Source organism: Pseudomonas sp. PA-4-8C (genome assembly GCF_021606625.1).
GTDB lineage: Bacteria > Pseudomonadota > Gammaproteobacteria > Pseudomonadales > Pseudomonadaceae > Aquipseudomonas > Aquipseudomonas lactis.
The window spans coordinates 23632-41454 of record NZ_WKCD01000013.1 but is presented as its reverse complement, the minus strand read 5'-3'; the positions used below and the strand labels follow the sequence as shown (position 1 = coordinate 41454).

Here is a 17823-nt window from a genome sequence, read left to right as displayed (position 1 = left end):
GGTCTCCATTGCTTGAGGAAAATGCCTCCCGCCAGGAAGGCAGGAAGCTGGACAGGTAAGGAGTGGTGTTGGTCGACTGATCAATGCCGGATCGGCTTGCGCCCGTCCGACAGGATTTCCACCTGGATCTGCCGCCAATGCCCGTCGTCGATCAGGTGTTCCAGCGTTTCGCCGAGCATGTCGAAGTACACCTCGTCCACGCGCTGGATGAGTTCATCAGCGTGGCGCAACTCCACGGCGTAATGGTCGCCGGCACGGTCATAGAGCACCGTGACGCGGCCCTGGAATTTCTCCGTGGAGACCGTGAAGCTGATCGCGGGTGGCGTTTCGATGATGTTGTTGGGCAACGGGTCGACCCAGGTGAAATCCCTGGCCTTGGCATCCACCAGGAGGTGGGTGATGCGCCGGAAACCATCGGGAGCGGGCAGTTGCTCCAGTTGATGAACGAGTTCCTGCAACTCCGGGCAACGCAGTTCAGGGGCCGGCAACTTGGCCGGTGCTGATCCGAGAATGTGTGTCTTCACCGTGTATGGAGTGCCGTCTGAGGCTACTTCTGTGCGCTCTTCGGGCGTATCCGCGCGAAGACCGTCGAAGCGGCGACGAACATAGGGTTGGACTTGTACCTTGGTGCCTTCGTCGGGTTCCTGGCTCACCTGGTGGCGATCCAGTACGGCGAATTCGGCACGACCGATCTTGACCACAATGACCTGATCGGTCTTGGCGACAATTTTGCCCTCGAAGGGCTGCGGGTCCATACGGACGCCGAGCGAGGATTCCTGCGGAAGGTCTTCGTAGATGCGGAACTTGAAGCTGCGAACATTGCGCGGAACATGGGCCGACACCAACGCTGGTATCTGCGTGCGAATGGACGAGTGATCCATGGGGAGACTCCTTTGAGGAAAACAAGGGACTCCTGCCCGCAAGGGAGGGTATCCCTTGGGGGGTGGGTAAATAGATGCTGCGTGCATCAGGGAGCACAGTGACCAGCGCGCAAAGCCGCACCGAAGTCTTGAAGGTCTCGACTACCTGGGATGGTGCCGGCTACGCCAGCAAACCTGTGCGCAGAATGACATCGCCACACGGCGGTAGGCCCGCGTCAATCGGCAACCGGCGTGCCCCGCATTTGTCGTTTCATCCGAGCAGAAAAAAGCCCCTCGGTTGAGGGGCTAGAAGGTATGTCGTGGCAAGGGTCATTCTTCGTACAACGGCAAGCCGTCGAGTACCGGTGCGTCGGCGTCGAAGATCAGGATGCGGACATAAGCCTGCGCGGCCAGAAGAAGAACATTCACCAGCGACTCCGGCATGCCTTTGTCGCATTGCTCCTGCCGCAACTGCTCGGCGGTGATGCCTTCGACGTACTGCAGGTTGGCATCGGTCCAGGGCGTGGCAATCACCTTGACGCCGATCGCCGGGCTGTATGGGATCCGGAAAGCGACGAACAGAAAACCGATCGGCGTGGCGATGTCTGCAAGCTCTGTCAGGTAGCAACCCGCTTCTTCGGTGATGTGCGCCGTACTGATTTCCCAGCATCGGCTGTAGAAGCCAGTCTCAAAAGTCAGGCGCCGTACAACTTCCCGCGCGTCCTCAGCGGCGTAGGTATCGCCGATGTGGATGGGCTGCCCGGCATCGCCGCCGAGGACGGCGTAGACCACCGAGCGGACGATTCCTTCGGTTTGGCACTGTGCCTCAAGGTCGTCGCCGACCTCCTGGCCTTCCGTGATCAGCGCGAAGTCGTTGCACAGGATGCAGGGAAACTGTGCGATTTGATCGTCCAGAAGGTGTGCTTGGCTGGGATGAAGTCGCCGCCATACGGGCGGGCTGTCGTCTTCATAGGTGATGCAGAGAGTTCGAACGACATGCAGGTTTTGGTAGCCTCGGATGAAAGGATTGGGAGTCTGAGACATGGTATTTCTCCAGCAGAGGTTAGGCGGAGCCCATCCCCAACTGGGGATCGGGTCCCAGTGGGTGAATAAATGCTGGTGCTTCAGTCGAAGCACTCAGCGTTGGAGGTATCAAGCAGAAGCTGCGCAACGTGCGCTCGCAGGATCGCTTGAATATGCAGGTCGGAGATGCCGACAAGTAGGCTCACCGTCTAGCGCTTGAGTAGGCACGATGTTTCATCGATCTGGTTCTGCAGCACGGCCTCGCGCAGTTGTTCGCCGAGATTCAGTGCCTGTGTTGAGTCGTGGGTGGAATATCACCTCGTTGCTGATGACGCAGCCATGGCCGCCGAACTCGAACAGTCGTGATTTGCTGCACAGTGCCATGGGAGCCTCCAGAAGACGATGCGCCATAGGCGCGGTGGATTGAATTCGCGTACGCCGACACGACGGCAGTTCTGAACTGGTCAGTGCCATGCGTCGAATGAAGAAACGCGGGGTTGCGCGGGAATGAAGAGCATCGGCGCTAGGTGTGGCGCACGTCCGCGTAAAACGATGCGAAGCGGACTGGATCGGTCTACGTGGAACCTCCACGTCGCAGCCTGAGGACCGTGGCTGCTGGCATGGTGCTGACCGGAGTTAGCAACAGATGGTGGCAGAATGGCAAAGCGGCTTCATGGCGTCTGCCGACAATGGGCTTTTTGCGCGCCCCTGTTATTGCAAGACCTGTTGCAGGTGTCGTCCGAGCTAGGCCGCAAGGCACGGCCATTGAGTTGCCAATGGCTTTGCAGCGAGGTGCACGCGATACGGCACCAGGGTGTAGTCGTCCGGTATGCCTTAAAGGCGGCGGCACTCCTTGGGCATTAGCCAGAGCCCCCGTCATTGGTACCTGTCCGCTGTGCCGGGGTATTCCCGTAGTAGCAGAAATAGGGTTTCATAGTTCGGCACCGGTATGGGGCTTTCGTCATCATTACCGGAGCTGACGCCTAATTATGGCGACATGCCACTCTCCCTGTTCGGCGGCCAAGTTCATGACTTTGATGCGGCGGCACACGCTGCCGTACCGAAGGGGTTGAAGGTGCATGTGTCCATCTTCTGTTCTGGTTGTGGCGAAGTCACCCGGTTCTGGACAGGTCGCAGGCAGACGGCGTTCAAGATGCGGAGAGGAACAAGGCGCTGGAGGCAGTACGCCTCCAGCGGGGGACAGGGATACCACCTGTGGCTGTCGCAGGGACTCTGGCCGTCGTCAACGCCTGTCGCTGGAGCAGATCGCACCCGACCCGTTTCGTGGCTGGGGTCGATATCTTTCGGCGCACATCCGCGCACAAAAGGAGCCCGTTGTTTCACCGGCGGGCACCGGGGGAGAACACCGTCGTCCCCGAAGGGTCTCCTGGCATCTCGCGCGCAAGGCGCCAGGAGACCCTTCGGGCCGGACGTAGAGAGTGCCGATCAACAGGCCGTGCATCCGGCCGGGCAGGAAAGCACCTTCAATCCTCCCGACGACACGAGCCGCTGGAGAGGTACATGCCATTGCAGAAGGCGGGGGCATGCTTGGGATGCCCCGCGGGTAGCGGGGCCATTCCTGACAACCGCTGGAAAACGCGGCTGGGGCAGGACGTGTCTGGCAGGCGTCAGGAAGCTCTGGGAGCGGTCCGCCGCTTGCGCGAAGCGGCTTGCTTCCCATCGAACGATTCGAACGGTACGGTGCCTTTACAGTCAGGATAACGGTTGCACGACCAAAAAGGACCGGTTTTGCCGGTGCGCTGCCGCGTCGCTGCACCACACAATGGGCAAGCTGGACCTTCGGGAATCTGGATGGACAAGATGATGTCACGGTACTGTTGCACCAGTTGCGTGATCCAGACCGATTGCTTCTCGATGAAGGTGTCCAGGGTCAACTGACCGGTTTCGATCATGTCCAACGCCTGTTCCCAAATGGCGGTCGTGCCCGGGTCGGCGATGGCCGCTGGAACTGCGTCGATCAGGGTGAAAGCCGCCTCGGAGGCGCGGACGGATCGGCCTTTTTTGATCAGGTAGCTTCGGCCCAGCAAGCCGTTGATGATGTTTGCACGGGTGGCCTCTGTGCCGATGCCCGTGGTTTCCTTCAACTTCTGCTTCAGGTGTGGGTCGGTCACCAGTTTGGCGACACCCTTCATGGCTTTGATCAACTCCCCCTGCGTGAACGGCTTGGGTGGCAGTGTCTTCAGCGCTTTCAGATCGACAGAGTGGACCTGGCAATGTGTGCCCTCGGATAGCAGCGGCAGGATCTGGCTACGTTGGGTGGGCTCGTCGTCCGTATTGTCGGGTGCTGCTGGTCCGCTGTTGATTAGCGCCAGGCGCCATCCCAGGACGGCAACCTGCTTACCCGTCGCCTGCAGTGTCTGGCCGCCGGCTGACAAGGTGGCGACTGTTCTGTCGAACTCATGGTGAGGCAGAAACTGCGCCAGGTAATGCGAACGGATGAGCCCATAAACGGCCTGCTCCTTCTCCGACATGGCAGAAAGGTTGGTCGGCTCCAGCGTGGGAATGATGCCGTGGTGAGCAGTGACTTTCGCATCGTTCCAGGCGCGTGAGCGTTGGGTGCGGTCGAGTTGGTCGATCAAGGGGCGCAGGCTGGGATCAGTTGCGAGGATGGCGTTGAGTACCGTCGGCACATCGGCCAGCATGCTCTCCGGCAGGTAGCCGGAGTCCGAACGGGGATAGGTGGTCGCCTTGTGCGTCTCGTACAGCGATTGCGCGATGTCCAGTGTCTCCTGAACGTCGAGAGCAAACTGACGCGAGCAGACTTCCTGCAGCGTGCTGAGGTCGAACGGGAGAGGCGCGACTTCGCGGACCCGCTCGGTTTCCACCGACAGCACCTGCGCCTCACGAGTGCCGCCGATTTGGCTTACTGCCTGCTGGGCCGTTCGTTGGTCCAGGCACCGACCTGCAGCATCGGTGGTGGCATCGTGCGGCATCCAGTTTGCGGTGAAAGAATTGCCGGCGTGCGATAGCTGCACTTCGACGGACCAAAACGGAACAGACACGAACCGGGCGATCTCGCGGTCGCGATCAACCACAAGACGCAGCGTCGGCGTCTGCACACGACCGACTGAGAGGACGCCCTGGTAGCCGGCTTGGCGGCCGAGCACCGTGAACAACCGGCTGAGGTTCATGCCGATCAACCAATCGGCGCGAGAGCGGGCGAGTGCCGAGTAATACAGCGGCAGGGTCTCGCTCGATGACTTGAGCGCGTCCAGTGCCTTGCGAATGGAGGCGTCATTCAGTGCCGACAGCCACAGCCGTTGAATGGGACCACAGTAGCCGCACAGCTCGATGATTTCGCGGGCAATCATCTCGCCTTCGCGATCAGCATCGGTGGCAATCACCAGTTCGGTGGCCTGTCCGAGCAACTGTTTGACGACCTTGAATTGCGCGGCAGTGGAGGCCTTGACCTCGCTGCGCCAGCGCTCGGGAAGAATGGGAAGCTGTTCAATGGACCAGCGCTTGTACTGCTCACCGTAGGCTTCCGGTGGTGCCGCCTCGATCAGGTGACCGATGCACCAGGTCACGACAATTCCTGGTCCGTTGTAGCAGCCAGTTCCGCGCTGTTTCGCACCCAGCACACGCGCGATGTCTTTACCCTGCGAAGGCTTCTCGCACAGATACACGCGCATGCAACCTCCTCGGAAATAGCGTGGTGTCCATCGAATGAGCACCAGCATGTCCGGGGAGACCGCGAGAGACCGCAAACAAGGTGGACTCGACAATAACCGGCTTGTTGGCCCTGGGAGGCAAGATTGCGGCAGTTGAATCCAGGGTCGTTTAGGCGATCGTCAGAGCAGGCGCTTCGTTTTGGGCGCGCACGTGGAACTCAGTGGACGTCCATGGCGCTATACCCTGGGTATAGCGGTGTCCGCTGGAAGCCGGTACTTGGCAGGCCGATAGGCGCTGGCGAATTGAGGGCGACCATCGGTTGCTACAGCCGCCCCCGGATCAGGCATCCGGCCCTTCACGCCATTTCAGATAATCACCAACACAAAAGAAGCCGGCAGCGGCCGCATTGCGCTCGAGCGTCCATGCTGTCTCGCCGGGACGGATCAGTGCCTGCAGGTCTTCGGATAAATGCGCTGTCGGGCCATCACAAGAAGCTCCTTGACGACCATCGGGCGGGTCGACTTCTTCGAGGTCGCCGTCTTCAAGTTCGTCATCGCCAGAGTACTCCTGGTCGTCAGCCTCCCAGGGCTTTGCAGCCCACAGGGCATGAAGCTCTTCATCGCTCAGATCCTCGCGCAGCAAGTAGCACAGTGCGTCAGGATGGAGCTCTTGGACCTGTACATTGAACAGTGTGGCGAATCGACGCCGTGCAGCCTCTTTGGCCCCGGCCTGGGCTTTCTCATAGGCTTCGATCTCGGCCCAATACGTGGCCTCTTCCTCGTCGTACTGGATCTGCGCTGAGGTACATTGCGCCGTGTCAACCCGGTGCTGCGCCTCGATGAGCTTCTGGTCAGCCTCGGCACGCGTCAGGACATTCGGCCAGTTGGGTGCCGGGGAATCGGTGCCAACCACAGCAAGAAGCGTGTTCTGGTAGTCGATGAAGGCCATATTTTCGCCAGGAACCGGGTCGACGACGACAGGATCGTTGCTGATATCTTCGATGATCGGCGGAAGGCCGCGTTTCTCCCGACCGCTGCCGGCACGGTCGACCAGATAACGTTCACGCCAGGCCTCGCCACGCGCGCGCTTCCCGTCACCCTCCAGGCTCATGGTGTACTTTATTAGCCACATGTGCATGTAGCGCTGGCGTTGCTCGCTGTGTTGCAGGGCGAGGTCATGGAAGCGCTGATAGAACGCTTCATCGTGGCCGCAGTCGAGGCTGTCGCCTTCGTGGGCAACCTCGTGCTCGATGAGAGAAAAAATATAGGCAGCGCTCCTGAGCGGACTGGACTTGAGCCGTTTCACAAGGGTGACGTCGACGGCGATGTAGCTGCTGCCGTCGGTCCACGCCTCGGCGATGTTGGACTGCCCGAGAAGAATGTGCAGCGATTTACCCTCACGGACCTGCCCCCCGTACGCAGGCCGGCCACCCGTGCACAGGGCGGCGTAGTGATGCAGGCACCAGCGTAAAGCGGTCCAGGCGCGCCGTGTTTCCCGATCGAGCGCGTCTTTCTCCGTCAAGATATGGGTCCGCTCAATGAACGCGTCGCGCAGTGTTGAAAACGCGAGCAAGTCCGGAACGTAGAGGCCGTTCAGCCACCAGTACGGTGTGCCGTTCTGCTCCACGTCGTGGCGCAGGTTGGCATGGACCCGAATGATGCAGTCGAGAAAATCCTGTGCGTTGTAGCAGCCGAAGCGGTCGAGCGTGGTGGGGTGAACAATCACGGCGATACCTTCGCGGGCGATGGTTTCCCCCTTCGGGACCTCGAAGGCGTTGTCTACGACCGCGAACCTGCCGCCTTGCCGCTGGTTGTGGCTATAACGGCATTTGCGCAGAAAGTCCTCTAACGACACGTGCCGCTTGCCGGGCAGAAGCGTGACGACCTCTTCCCGAGAGTAGATCTGGACGATGTTGGCATCGCCCGAAAGCAAGGCCCGCGCGGATTTTTCACGGCGAGCCTCGGTTTTGCGGTGGTCACCAAGACGGGACGCCATCTGGTCAGCCATCTGGCCAAATTGCCTGGCAATTGATTTCCACGCCGAGCAGGTCTTGCGCAGGATTTCGGTGCGGGAGACGTTCAGGCCGATGGCCTTTTTGGAAACGATGAGGCCGCCTGCACCCCACAAATGCGCGGGATCGTGACGCACCAGTACGCCCTGGTTGTAGATGGAAACGGCGCCGTCCGCTTTCACCCGATACCAGGCGAACTCGTCCTCGGCATCCCAGTGCTCGGTGCGGGGATCGCGGGTGATGCGCTGGCCATTCAGCTCAACGCTGACGGGGGTGTAACGCACCAGGTCCCGAACCTCCTGGATGGCCGACATCAGCTCCACATCACTCAGGACTTCGTACCAGTCGCCAGAGATCGAACAGCCCGGCGACGCGTCCTGGAGGTCGTCCAGATCGTAGTGATAGCCCATCGCACGTGTATCGACGGTCATCCTCCAGGCATTGGAGCGCCAGACTGTCTTGGCATGCGCCATGATCTGGCCGCGCCCGAGGCGGAAACGGCCGTAGGTGGCGTCGCCTTCATCGTGTGGCGTGCCGAACCGACCGAAGTACCGAACGACATCGTCGCGGCTGGCAAAGCCCTGGCCGTCGTCGCTGCAGGTGAAGCCACTACGGGTCAGTGAAAGATGCACAGAGCTGGCCCTGGCGTCGACCGAGTTCATCAGCAACTCGATGAGGGCTTTGCTGATGGAGCCCGCCTGGCTGTAAATGATGTGATGGATGATCTGCGGATCGAGCTCGAATGGCAGACGCATGGACCCTCCTTGTAGCGTTAGGTCAAGATATTGATGAATACGCCGTCCATTTCATTGCCGATGCGCAATGAAGAGCCCGGCATTCGACCTGTGCACCGGGAAAGAATGGACACCCGATCATTGATGCCGGCGATTACCGGGGTTGTCGAAAACCTAACCGAGCCGCTGCTGCTCCGTATTCAGCGTGAGTGGGTGTGAGCAGACCGACGTAAGCAGCGTGTGATGGCGTGCTCAGGAGGTTCAAGCGTGTCGTGAGTGGAACATCGGGGGGCATCGTCATGTACCGCGGACAGCGACCTCAGTGGACGTCAGTGGAGCAACTTGAGATGATCCAGGCCCAAGCGGTTGGGTGCAAAGTGGCGAGACAGCGAGTGATGGTCGTTAAGCTACCCCCTGATCAGCCGAAGAAAGACGCTATGCAATGGGCCAAGCGTTAGTGACGATTTGCAACGAGAGTGAGGTGATGGCGAAGACGCTTACCGATGCATACCTAGTGCTGCTGTTGGCGGCGACCATCCACGGCACGGATGCCGCAGTGCGTGATACGGCGAAGCGCTGTACCAAAACGCTGCCGAGAAGCAAGCGGGATGTGATGTACCAGATAGTCGACAGCAAGGAACCGCTCAAACTTGTGTTCCATATCGCGGAGAATCTGGACTGATGTGGCAAGCGAGAAGCGTCTGCAAGAGTAGCCGGAAGCCATGAGGCCGCGAATGGGGGCCGTAGGTTGGTTCTCCGGGAGCTTCTCCATGTGCCGCGAGCGGTGGATCTCAGTGGAACGCCATGGACGCTGACTGTTGCCCGGTGAGCGACTGGTGGTTGGCGCAATCGCTCAGCGGGAAAGGTGCACGCAGGGCGGGAATGATCACTCGTTCTCGGCTGGCTCCGCTGCCGCGGGCTTGGCCCCGAGCACGACAGACTCAATGCGATAAGGCAGGATGCCAGCGCGACGCGCTTCGATCTTGAAGGTCACGCGCTCGTTTTCGTCCGCATCCTCCCAATCGTCTTTCACCGCCCGACCTTCGACCAAGACGCGCATGCCCTTCTGGTACAGCGCGGCCCAGCGCTCGGCGTCGCGATGCCAGATCTCGACCGGCGCCCAGAACCCACCGCGATCTTCAAAGCCCTCCTTGGTAGGCACGGGGTTGTCGAAATAGACATTCAGGCGCAGCAGCCTGCGCGGCTCATTGTTGCCGTTCGGAAACTCGCGGAATTCTGGCGCAGAACCGATGTTGCCCTCGCCGTAGAAATGCGTGCTCATGGGTGTGACTCCTTGGGGGTGGTGGCGTGGACACGCCGTTGGTAAGCCCCCTCGGCGTGGACCAACTTGCTGGCGCATTCCGAGGTTTGGCGGGCGATGCTGTGAGTGAGGCTGATCTGCAGGTTCAGCACGATGCGCTGCACCTCGATGGTGTAGAGGTCATCGATCAGCGATGTCGGTGTGCCGGGGCTGGCAAGCAGCTCCTCCCACAAAGCCGTACCCATGCGTGAGCGATCAAGGTTGCGCCAGCGCAGAAAGGTCGTGCCTGCGCCAGTGGTTTGCTGGGCCAGTTGCACAGGAAGGAGGTTGAAGGGGTGGCTGCGGGCCTGCGACAGCACCTTGCGCTGCGCCAGTCCGATCAGATCGTCCCGCAGTGCTTTGCACTGGCTGGCCCAGGTCGCAAGCTCCCCATTACCTTTAAAAGGTTTTAAAAGGCCTTTTAGGTAGCCTGCGTGTTCCAGCCGCTGGAAGTCCGCCTGTTCCAGTGCCAAGAAGCGGTTGGATGCGGTCATGCTGGGTGGTCCTCGCGGTCCAACGACACGGAAGAGTCTTCGCCCAGAGGTCCCCCTGCAGATACGGCTGGCTCAGCCGCGTCGGGTTCACCGGCTGGCGCAATATCGGAAGTTGTTGACGGAGTTGGCGCCGATGCAAAAGGGGCACGACGGATGAGCGGTGGCGCAAAGCGTGAACGGCGCGTGCCTTCCAGCACGTCCTGCGGCAGTTCACCGTATTTCTCCAGGGCGGCACGCGCCGCCGCGTTGTTTGCGGCGAAATCATCGCGCTTCGTACCGGAGTAGCGATACTGCTGCGCCAGGCTGAAAAGGCTGCGCAGCGCATGTGCGCCTTCATTGAGCCAGCGTTCCAGGGTGCTGCGGTCGATCAGGGCCGTGTGATGCGCCAGGATCAGGCGCCGGGCCAGGTCGTCGTAGTCGGCCAGCAGATAGACCGCCATGAAGCCGAGTTGCGAGGCCACGAACAGGGGTAGCTTTACCGGCTGGACGTTGAGGTTCTCGCCCAGACTGAGTGCCGCCGGCACATCGGCCAGCGCCTGATCAACCTGTTCGCGCAGGGTCTGGAGTTGTGCCTTGGTGGTGCTGAGCTTGTCTTCGATGCGCAGCATCCACCAGTCGGAGTAGGGGTCGTCTTGCTCAGAACCTCGCTTGAGCTTGGTCATGATGGCGACAAAACCGTTGAGGCCAACAATGCCCGGCTTGCCTTCGGAGGGCGCGCGTCCGTGCCAGATGCGGGACGCATGATGGGTGTGCAGTGTCAGCGACATCGCGCTGCGCAATGACCCAAGGTTCAACTGCAGAGAAGATTCGGGTTCGGTGGCCATCGTGACGACTCTCGGTGAGGAAACGAGTCGCCAGCATCGGCATTGACCGGAAGGGTGTCAGTCATCAAACCGCACCGCATGACCGCCTGTTTGTGAATTCGCACTGCCGCAGTGGAATCTTGCACCTCCCTGCGGATGAGAGGGTGGCGTGAGGCATTCTGCGTCCGTTGCCCGCCACCGTTGCCGGAAGGCAGCCTGTTCAACTATACCAGTGGTATAGGCGACGGTGGCCTTCAGTGGACGCTTCAGGCGGATGACCCCGGGGCTGGAGGTGATGCATTGCAAGGAACGCAGTCTGTTCAACTATACCAGTGGTATAGGCGACGGTGGCCTTCGGTGGACTCTTCAGGCGGATGACCTGAGGCTGGAGATGATGCGTTGCAGGGAAGGCAGCCTGTTCAACTATACCAGTGGTATAGGCGACGGTGGCCTTCGGTGGACTCTTCAGGCGAATGACTCTGCGGCTGGAGGTGATGCATTGAAGGGAAGGCAGTGTGTTCAACTATACCAGTGGTATAGGCGATCATGGACGTCGTTGGACTTGCTGGCAGAGGTATAGGACAAACCCTGATGTTGAGCATTGGCAAAACGCCATTGATGCCCCGTGGGTGCTGCTTTCACCTACCCAGCAGAGAGCGCAGCCGTGCGATGTTCTTTCGGGCGACTTCAGGGTCGACAGCCTGCGTTGGCGGTGGCTGTGGGGGCTGGCTTACCGGGGGGCTGGCTGTCTTCTGACCGACCCAGGCGTGAAACTCACCCTTCATGGCCTTCTGAATGATGCCAAACAGGTAGCCCGCAGGGTTGCGCACTGAGCTTGCCCGACAACGTGCATCCCATTCGTCGAGGATGGCTTGGTGCAACTCGGCATCCACAGGCTGCAGTGCGGTCAGCGCGCCTGATTGCTGCTCTGCTTTGAGTGACAGGAAGCGTTCGGGTAGGCGAAGTTTTCCCCGCTCGCGCGGTACTGTACGTACTTCTTTTAATTCTTTTTCTTTACGTACAGTACTATCGGTCTTCGGATTCCGAAGTGAGTCGGTTTTACTGGGTTTTACGCCTGCTTCGGATTCCGAAGTCGGGGGGGTAGGATTCCGAAGTAAGTCTTTGGGACCTTCTTCGGATTCGTGGTCATCCCCAGGTTGTGGATAACTTTGCTCTTCGGTCCAGCCTTGCGCAGCCAATCGCTGCGACAGCACCTGAAGCCTGCTTGGCAGTATTCGCCCGCTGAGCAGCGGGTCGTCGGCCATTTCTTTGAGCGTGTGCACACCGACACGCTGGACGGACTTGCTGGCGTGATTCAATGCCTGGCTGACCAGACCCAAATAATCCGGGTCGAGCTGAATGGCTTCATAGGGCGTCAGGGGCTCGTCGTGCAGCACATAGAGATTGCCCTGTATTCGTCCTGTTTTCGGATCACGACGGCGCCTCACCAGACTGATCCAGCGCGTCAGGCGCAGCAACGTTAGCGCCCGCGCGACGGTCTCATGGGACGCACGAGCCGTGCACGGCATTGAGGCCAGATAGGGGCAGAGCTGATCGTAGGTGGGGAAGGCGGTGACCCCATCGTCGTTGAGCAGCAGACGAAAGACCTGCCAGGCATTTCGTTCAAGCGGGGTCAGCCGGTTATCCAGCAGCAATGCACGGGGCACGCTGTCATGGCGGTTGCCGCTGAAGATGAATCCATCAGAGGGAGGGGGTGCCGGAGTCGGCGCCGGTGTTGTGTCCGGGGGAGGTTGCATGTGCTGCAGTGCCTGGTCGAACAGCTCCCCCAGCGATACGGGGCCGCGTGAATGACGTGGACTGCCCATCAGACCAGCCCTTCATCAATCCACCCTCGGATAGCGCTCCAGATCACTGAGATGGGCAGGCCCGTGCATTCGGCAAGATCGGCTGTAATCGCAAGCATTGCCATGTCGTCGTTCAACTCGGTGCCACGTTCTTTGACGGTCGCTGACCAGCGATGCCAGAGATCAGCGTCCTGTTCTTCTGACAGGACCGGATGCCGGCCCTTGCGTTTCGGTAGCCCGATGACGTCGCGCCTGAGGGCGATTTCCTGGTGGGTCAAGCCGTAGAACTTGCTGATGAGCTCCGTACTCGCTCCCAGCCGCAGAAGCCGATCGATTTCTTCAATCTCCCGGGTGACATCATTCACCTGGCTCAAGAGATGATGCAGCACCTCCTTGTTCACGCTCACTGAGCACCATTTAACGGTTGCGTTGGCCAGGAGACTGGCCATGGCCGGGTGCTTGAGTGCCTCCAGCGCCGTGTCGTCGAACCCCATGGATTTTGCCCGGCGTAGCTGGCCGTTGCGCAAATCGTGGAGCGCTTGCGCGATCACTGCCTGATTGAGCGGATGGGGGTCGGGCATGGCGGCCGTCCTCATGATCCGTGCATGGCGGTGTCGCCATCAGTGATGCCGGCCTCGATGTCCAGCAATCGCCTGGCAAGCCTCAACAAGCGGAAAAGCTTCACCAGCCCACTGTCGCTCAGACGCACGACCTGCTGTGATGAGGGCGTACGCACCTGCCCCAGTAAAAGAGCGCCCAGGTCCTCGGCCAGTTGTGCTGTGTTGATGCGTACAGGCAAACTGCCGACCGGCTGATAGGGGGCGCTCAAGGCATGCAGCAGTGACAGTAACGAGCGCGGGAGATTTGATGGCGTGTCCAACTCGCCAAACGCTCGTGCGCACGTGAAGCCGATGCCCTCGTTGCAGGCGACGATGCCATCATCCAGACCCGCTTCGTTGGCGATCTCACGCGCGAATTGAGCGATGTGGATACGCAGCCGATCGGGTGTATCGAGGCTGGGGTCGATGTACCAGACATCCGAGATCGGATAGAGACCTCCAGCCTGGACAGGGATGGCCTGCAGGACGTTTGTTCCGAAATCAGGTGGTGTCTCGCCGGTGTGGTCAGCCACCAGTCGCTGGATCGACTGCAGGCGATCGGTGGTCTCGGCCGGCGAAACGATATGTTCCTGAAACAAGACCGAGCGATCGTCCTTGTCCTGTTGATCCTCAACCGCGTCGGCCGGAGGACGTGTTGCAGATCCACCTTGGAGCGTATGGGGCTCGCTTGCAGATGTTCTGGATGTCTCCGTCGTCCGCGGTGTGGATGCTGACGGCGGCGGTGCGACCGTCGATGGCAATGTTGGCTGGCTCGTGGGTGCCTGTCCGGTAGTCGCCGTGCTGGACGTGTTGTTGGGGTCACTATTCAGCAGTTGCCAGCGCTTCTCGGAATCGGTGATCTCGAATGCCAGCGTGTCATAGTCCACCCCGAGCAAATCGGCCATTTGACCGATCAGCTCATCCTGTACTCGCTGCGCCGCAAAGCTCCCTGGGGAGTCAAATACCATCAGGACGTCCTGGAACAGCGTCGCAAAATCAATGCTCGCACTGTTTCTGGTCATGCGCGCATCCCAGATCCGGGAACCGGCCCTACGCAGGCTGGTCAGTTGCTCGACTTGGGGGCGTCCGAGGCCGGCATAGAGCACGTTCGGTATCGCTGGCAGCAGGAACTGGATCGCCTCCTGCATGCGGCTGATGTGGGGTTGGGGCACGGGGTAGCCATCAGCCTTGAGGCGTCGGGCAAGCTCTGATTGCGACAGCGATTTACCATCCTCTTGCTCATAGAGCTCACGGACTTTTTCGATGCCCAGGGCACGTTCGATGAACGACAGGCCGCCGTGAAGTTCGTTCTCGACCAAATGTCCCGTCAGGGCAACGATCTCGCCACGCTCCGGCCATGGGCGGAACAGGCAGCCGATACGGAAGAATCGCTCGTCTTTGCTCTCACTCCAAAGATCGCGCAGTATCGCCAGGCGCGTGTTGCCGCCGTTACGGATGATGTAGTGATCGGCACCAGGGCGTCGGGTGATCGGCGGCGGGGCATCCAGCCCACGCTGGCGGATGGACGCTTTGATCTCCTCGTACAGCGGATTGCGCGTCAGCCTCGGATCGAGCTCATAGGAGCGTAACTGGTCCAGCGTCACCACCATTGGCGTGTCGGCGATCGGATCGCTCATCGAACTCGCTACCGGGCCGTTGCGTGTGAAACCATCGCTCAGGAGCTTGCTGGCGATGTCTTCTGGGGAGACATCAGTCATGGTCGGCTCCCTCTTGATCGGGGTGCTCGACCACTGTGGCGTGACGTTGTGCGCGCCGCAGCATGGCGCGCGCATTGCGTTCTGCCCGGTGATCGCTGGCTGTCGCGCTGGTATAAATCGGCGGTAAGCCCGGCTTGACGAATTTCAGGTGCCCGCCAGGTGTTCGGGAGACATTCCAACCCTCGCTCAGGGCATGTTCAATCAGTGGCAGTAGTCGCTTGTGGCCACGGGCCAGTTCATGGGCGTTCAACATGAGAATGTCTTCCCTCAAACTTCCCGGTGACCAGAGCGAACTGTTCCTGCCATTGCGGGCACAGTTCGCTGGCCAGCCCGCGGACAATGTCCAGTGCGGCTGCCGCGACTCGGCCAGTGGGCCGTCGGTGCTCAACCCGGTGGACCGGCAAACCACGCGTTGCCGCTCGGGGAAATGCCTCGATTGCAGGAATCTCGGTACGCAGGACGTGAACCCCTTCCTGATCTCGGTAGATCAAACGCAGTGTCTGCTGGATCAGCTTTGCATTGGCTGACACAGCAGGTACGCGGTTGAGCAGGAGATGAAGGTGTGGCGGGTTAATGCCCAGATGCCTATAGGGGGCGATGTCTTCGATGAGCTGCAGAGTGCCTCGGCGCATTTCACGCGCGGCGAGGATTTCGGGGGTGACGGGCGAGACCGCCTGTTCGGACGCCAGCACGGCCATCTCGAGCAGCACACTGCGAGCGCCTTGAGTATCGAGTAGCACCAGGTCGTAGTGCGGCTGAAACACCGGTAGCAGGTGCCGCAGTCGAAGCCGCCCATCCGGGGCATGCAGCAAGAGGGTGTTCAACTGCCGATGCGCGTCATTGGACAGAATCACGTCCAGCCGGTCTATGACGGTGCGCGATACCAGGCGCGCAATGTCGCGCTCGTTGAATGCCAGCAGCTCATAGATCCCGCATGGAGCGCGACGGGCAAGCTCGTAGTAGGATGACAGCGTCGGCTGCATATCAAGATCAAGCAGCAGAACCCTTAGGCCGGCATCGGCGATAAAGCCGCCGAGGTTCGCGGCTACGGTGGTTTTTCCTACACCGCCTTTGGTCGAGATAACAGAAATCACCTGCATGACGTGCTCCTCTTTGGCAAGGAATGGGGAGCTCAGTCAGGCGCGTTCTTTAAGGCGGTCAGTGATCCACTGGTCGATCTCAGTGGAGTCCCAGCCAACGGCACGGACGCCAAGTTTTATGGCTTTGGGGAATTGTCCCGCCTTCATGAGGCTGTAAAGATAGGCACGTTTGAAGCCTGTCTTGGCCTCGACTTCAGGCCGGCGGAGAATGCGTCGCTCCGCAATCGGAGCCGAGTTCTGTTCAGACATAATGGTCACTCCTTAATGCTCAGTGGCACGTGTTGGGCGTGACCCGTATTGAATCGATGTCACCACTGGAGCACATCAAACAATAGGATTGTGCTGACCATCGTATTCATTGCTTCGTCATTGAAGCTAAGGCTGCGAGGCGAAGCATTGCGGCCAACGCTATCCGTGGAACTGACACTATTAAAAGGTTCAGCGTTTTGATAAATAGTCCGTCGGGCGTTGGCTCGTTGTTCAATTTAGTAGCAACTGAATACGGCATTTTTCGTCATCTAGACGACAAAAAAAGTCGGTCATTAATGGCGGGGTGCGATTGACAAGCGCTACCAGCTCCAACGCTTGTGCATGAGCAGGCGCCTCCCCAACTGAATTCAATGGCCGCCCCCTTTATCTCGCGATGATGAAGGGGATATTTGAGACTTGCACCAGACAAAAATGTATGGAACTTAATGTGAGAGCCCAGTGCTGAGCATGGAATGATCATCGTCACTCATTGGTCATGCTGCCCCCGATGTGTTGCGCTCTTTTAATGAAGCGTTCCAGCTCTGCTGAAATTGGCCTCTCCGGTACAACGATGAATGTTGCCGTGTCGGGGATAGCGTCGATAACCGGCCGAACAATGACGTCAGGGTGGTTGTAAATGGAAAGCTGCGATTCCAACCCGATACCAATGCCATAGCCAGCGGCCACCAGCATCATCATTGGCTCATGACCAGAAACATGTTCAGCAATATTGGGGGAGGGCAACGAATCGTCCTCAAACCAATGATTAATGACGTTGTGTCCTCCGGCGCAACGTTCAGGATGGCAAAGAATCAACGGGTAGCGGAGTGCTTCCCCAAGAGGCACTTTATCCAGGGAAAGCAGCGGATGGTGAGTGGGAATAGCGATGGCAGGGCGTTCGACCCACACCCTTAACTTTGTGAAGCCATTGGTGGCGACTGTGCTGTCGACAGTGAAACCCGCATCTATCTCGTCATGGGCAAGAGCCTTATGCATCTCGTTGACGGTCATTTCCACGATCCGAATCTCGGTGGCAGGTTCCTCTTCACGGCATCGAGCCAGCAGCTGTGTCAGCCGAGGCTGAGCCAGGCTATCGGCGATGGCTATACGTACCCGGCCACGATAGCCCTGGGAGGCCGATTGCACGCGCGTCAGGGCGTTATCCATGAAGGCAAGGACGCGGCGCGCCTCCTCACGGAAAACCTCCCCTGGCCAAGTCAGCTGTATACGCCCCTTGGTGCGATGGAGCAGTCGGACACCGAGATAGGACTCAAGATCTCTTATGGCTCTGGACAACGGGGAAGGTTCGATGTGAACTCTGGCCGCCGCACGAGCAAAGCTTTGCTCTTCAGCGACGATCAGGAAATAGCGCAGGTGACGTATCCTCATGGTGCATCTTCCTTGTTGGTTGTTGACCTGTGCTTTGACCGCGAGCAGTGCCCTGTTATTCGCGCACGGGTAGTGGTTTCGGTGAGCTGCTGTGTGATTCAGTCC

General features: G+C 59.7%; 16 protein-coding genes. 2 read left to right on the top strand and 14 right to left on the bottom strand.

Annotated elements, in window-relative coordinates:
• Positions 1-80: 80 nt before the first annotated feature.
• The 4 genes from GIW04_RS04410 to GIW04_RS04395 form a co-directional block, all read right to left on the bottom strand.
• Positions 81-881, bottom strand: a complete 801-nt coding sequence (locus GIW04_RS04410) for a hypothetical protein (RefSeq protein WP_057005351.1) — start codon at positions 879-881, stop codon at positions 81-83.
• A 309-nt stretch (positions 882-1190) separates the two neighbouring features.
• Positions 1191-1904 carry a DUF5983 family protein gene (locus GIW04_RS04405; RefSeq protein ID WP_057005350.1) on the bottom strand — a complete coding sequence of 238 codons (714 nt, stop codon included), beginning with the start codon at positions 1902-1904 and terminating at the stop codon, positions 1191-1193.
• Between the two features lie 1607 nt (positions 1905-3511).
• Positions 3512-5536, bottom strand: coding sequence for a DNA topoisomerase III (locus GIW04_RS04400; RefSeq protein WP_057005349.1), 2025 nt, complete (start codon positions 5534-5536; stop codon positions 3512-3514).
• 319 nt (positions 5537-5855) lie between these two features.
• Positions 5856-8282 carry an ATP-binding protein gene (locus tag GIW04_RS04395; protein ID WP_057005348.1) on the bottom strand — a complete coding sequence of 809 codons (2427 nt, stop codon included), beginning with the start codon at positions 8280-8282 and terminating at the stop codon, positions 5856-5858.
• 33 nt (positions 8283-8315) lie between these two features.
• Here GIW04_RS04395 and GIW04_RS04390 point away from each other — a divergent pair, with 33 nt between their 5' ends.
• Together GIW04_RS04390 and GIW04_RS04385 are read left to right on the top strand one after the other, a co-directional pair.
• Positions 8316-8480 carry a hypothetical protein gene (locus GIW04_RS04390; RefSeq protein ID WP_156422912.1) on the top strand — a complete coding sequence of 55 codons (165 nt, stop codon included), beginning with the start codon at positions 8316-8318 and terminating at the stop codon, positions 8478-8480.
• 223 nt (positions 8481-8703) lie between these two features.
• Positions 8704-8943 (top strand): DUF7740 domain-containing protein, encoded by a 240-nt coding sequence (locus GIW04_RS04385; RefSeq protein ID WP_082643880.1) that lies wholly within the window; start codon positions 8704-8706, stop codon positions 8941-8943.
• A gap of 204 nt (positions 8944-9147) precedes the next feature.
• Here the strand turns inward: GIW04_RS04385 and GIW04_RS04380 are convergent, their stop codons facing one another.
• The 10 genes from GIW04_RS04380 to GIW04_RS04335 form a co-directional block, all read right to left on the bottom strand.
• The gene (locus GIW04_RS04380; protein ID WP_019689279.1) at positions 9148-9543 is read right to left on the bottom strand and encodes a single-stranded DNA-binding protein; all 396 of its coding nucleotides are present in this window, start codon (positions 9541-9543) and stop codon (positions 9148-9150) included.
• Positions 9540-10055: a DUF3158 family protein gene (locus GIW04_RS04375; protein ID WP_057005347.1), complete on the bottom strand. Its 516-nt coding sequence runs from the start codon at positions 10053-10055 to the stop codon at positions 9540-9542. The genes GIW04_RS04380 and GIW04_RS04375 overlap by 4 nt, the downstream gene beginning before the upstream one ends.
• Positions 10052-10879 (bottom strand): PFL_4669 family integrating conjugative element protein, encoded by an 828-nt coding sequence (locus GIW04_RS04370; protein WP_057005346.1) that lies wholly within the window; start codon positions 10877-10879, stop codon positions 10052-10054. Before GIW04_RS04370 ends, GIW04_RS04375 begins: the two co-directional genes overlap by 4 nt.
• A 617-nt stretch (positions 10880-11496) precedes the next feature.
• On the bottom strand, positions 11497-12684 hold the full coding sequence (locus GIW04_RS04365; RefSeq protein WP_057005344.1) for an STY4528 family pathogenicity island replication protein: 1188 nt from the start codon (positions 12682-12684) through the stop codon (positions 11497-11499).
• Complete coding sequence (locus tag GIW04_RS04360; protein WP_057005382.1) at positions 12684-13244, bottom strand: DUF2857 domain-containing protein; 561 nt, start codon at positions 13242-13244, stop codon at positions 12684-12686. The genes GIW04_RS04365 and GIW04_RS04360 overlap by 1 nt, the downstream gene beginning before the upstream one ends.
• A gap of 11 nt (positions 13245-13255) precedes the next feature.
• Positions 13256-14980, bottom strand: coding sequence for a ParB family protein (locus tag GIW04_RS04355; RefSeq protein WP_057005343.1), 1725 nt, complete (start codon positions 14978-14980; stop codon positions 13256-13258).
• A complete protein-coding gene (locus GIW04_RS04350; RefSeq protein ID WP_019689285.1) occupies positions 14973-15233 on the bottom strand; it encodes a hypothetical protein in 261 nt (86 codons plus the stop codon). Before GIW04_RS04350 ends, GIW04_RS04355 begins: the two co-directional genes overlap by 8 nt.
• Positions 15217-16080 (bottom strand): ParA family protein, encoded by an 864-nt coding sequence (locus tag GIW04_RS04345; protein ID WP_057005342.1) that lies wholly within the window; start codon positions 16078-16080, stop codon positions 15217-15219. The genes GIW04_RS04350 and GIW04_RS04345 overlap by 17 nt, the downstream gene beginning before the upstream one ends.
• Before the next feature lie 36 nt (positions 16081-16116).
• Positions 16117-16329, bottom strand: a complete 213-nt coding sequence (locus GIW04_RS04340) for an AlpA family transcriptional regulator (RefSeq protein WP_057005341.1) — start codon at positions 16327-16329, stop codon at positions 16117-16119.
• A gap of 483 nt (positions 16330-16812) precedes the next feature.
• Entirely contained in the window at positions 16813-17718 is a 906-nt protein-coding gene (locus GIW04_RS04335; RefSeq protein WP_057005340.1) for a LysR family transcriptional regulator, read from the bottom strand.
• Positions 17719-17823: the final 105 nt, after the last annotated feature.